A 2,170-nucleotide genomic window follows, 5' to 3' on the forward strand; every position below is an offset into this window, starting at 1 on the left:
CGGGCCGGGTTTCCCCATTCGGACATCTCCGGATCAAAGCTTGTTTGCCAGCTCCCCGAAGCTTTTCGCAGGCTACCGCGTCCTTCATCGCCTGTGATCGCCAAGGCATCCACCACATGCACTTGTTCGCTTGACCCTATAACGAGTGTGTCTCAAACTTCCGTTCAAGCCACGTCGCTACAGGATGAGTTCTCGCATTTGTGCCGTATTCCAAGTCATCTTTCGATCACTTAAATACATTTCGGTTGATACAATCACAACCCGGTATCGTGTTATACTGCAGCGTCTCATCAACGCTCACGACACCTTTACTACATCCCATATTTTTAAAGAACAGCCGATCGAGACCTGGTCTCATCGTCTTGGCAAAGCCAAATGCAAGCACTCAAAACCAAGCGCTTGCATTTGACCATGCAACACAGGACGCGCTGCGCGCATCCCGGCTCCAACAACCAACAAACCGATAAGTGTGAACGCTCGACTTTAGCTGCACGCTCTGAAAGGAGGTGATCCAGCCGCACCTTCCGATACGGCTACCTTGTTACGACTTCACCCCAGTCATGAACCCTGCCGTGGTAATCGCCCTCCTTGCGGTTAGGCTAACTACTTCTGGCAAAACCCACTCCCATGGTGTGACGGGCGGTGTGTACAAGACCCGGGAACGTATTCACCGCGGCATGCTGATCCGCGATTACTAGCGATTCCAGCTTCACGTAGTCGAGTTGCAGACTACGATCCGGACTACGATGCGTTTTCTGGGATTGGCTCCCCCTCGCGGGTTGGCAACCCTCTGTACGCACCATTGTATGACGTGTGAAGCCCTACCCATAAGGGCCATGAGGACTTGACGTCATCCCCACCTTCCTCCGGTTTGTCACCGGCAGTCTCTCTAGAGTGCTCTTGCGTAGCAACTAAAGACAAGGGTTGCGCTCGTTGCGGGACTTAACCCAACATCTCACGACACGAGCTGACGACAGCCATGCAGCACCTGTGTCCACTTTCCCTTTCGGGCACCTGATGCATCTCTGCTTCGTTAGTGGCATGTCAAGGGTAGGTAAGGTTTTTCGCGTTGCATCGAATTAATCCACATCATCCACCGCTTGTGCGGGTCCCCGTCAATTCCTTTGAGTTTTAATCTTGCGACCGTACTCCCCAGGCGGTCAACTTCACGCGTTAGCTACGTTACTGAAGAAATGAATCCCCAACAACTAGTTGACATCGTTTAGGGCGTGGACTACCAGGGTATCTAATCCTGTTTGCTCCCCACGCTTTCGTGCATGAGCGTCAGTGACGTCCCAGGGGGCTGCCTTCGCCATCGGTATTCCTCCACATCTCTACGCATTTCACTGCTACACGTGGAATTCTACCCCCCTCTGACATACTCTAGCCTTGCAGTCACAAGCGCCATTCCCAAGTTGAGCTCGGGGATTTCACGCCTGTCTTACAAAACCGCCTGCGCACGCTTTACGCCCAGTAATTCCGATTAACGCTCGCACCCTACGTATTACCGCGGCTGCTGGCACGTAGTTAGCCGGTGCTTATTCTTCCGGTACCGTCATCCCCCCGCCGTATTAGGGCAGGGGATTTCTTTCCGGACAAAAGTGCTTTACAACCCGAAGGCCTTCTTCACACACGCGGCATTGCTGGATCAGGGTTGCCCCCATTGTCCAAAATTCCCCACTGCTGCCTCCCGTAGGAGTCTGGGCCGTGTCTCAGTCCCAGTGTGGCTGATCGTCCTCTCAGACCAGCTACTGATCGTCGCCTTGGTGGGCCTTTACCCCACCAACTAGCTAATCAGACATCGGCCGCTCCTATCGCGCGAGGCCTTGCGGTCCCCCGCTTTCACCCTCAGGTCGTATGCGGTATTAGCTAATCTTTCGACTAGTTATCCCCCACGACAGGGCACGTTCCGATGTATTACTCACCCGTTCGCCACTCGCCACCAGGATTGCTCCCGTGCTGCCGTTCGACTTGCATGTGTAAGGCATGCCGCCAGCGTTCAATCTGAGCCAGGATCAAACTCTTCAGTTTAATACCTGTGTGATTCCGAAGAATCTCGCTCTTTCGAGCGGTCGCTCACTCTCAGAAAACTGACTGGCTACGTCCGAAGACATAACCAACATGTTTTACTGTGCGAGCACTTTATAACTTGTAAGCTAAAAGACCGAAG

Annotated in this window: 2 rRNA genes; both read right to left on the minus strand. The window is 53.4% G+C overall.

Features of this window, described 5'->3' with window-relative positions:
* A 23S ribosomal RNA gene (locus AC3FOF_RS44510) occupies window positions 1-136 on the minus strand; the annotation flags it as partial.
* A 363-nt stretch (window positions 137-499) separates the two neighbouring features.
* A 16S ribosomal RNA gene (locus tag AC3FOF_RS44515) occupies window positions 500-2,031 on the minus strand.
* Window positions 2,032-2,170 lie beyond the last annotated feature (139 nt).

The sequence above is a fragment of the Cupriavidus sp. 96C5-1 genome, from assembly GCF_057798855.1.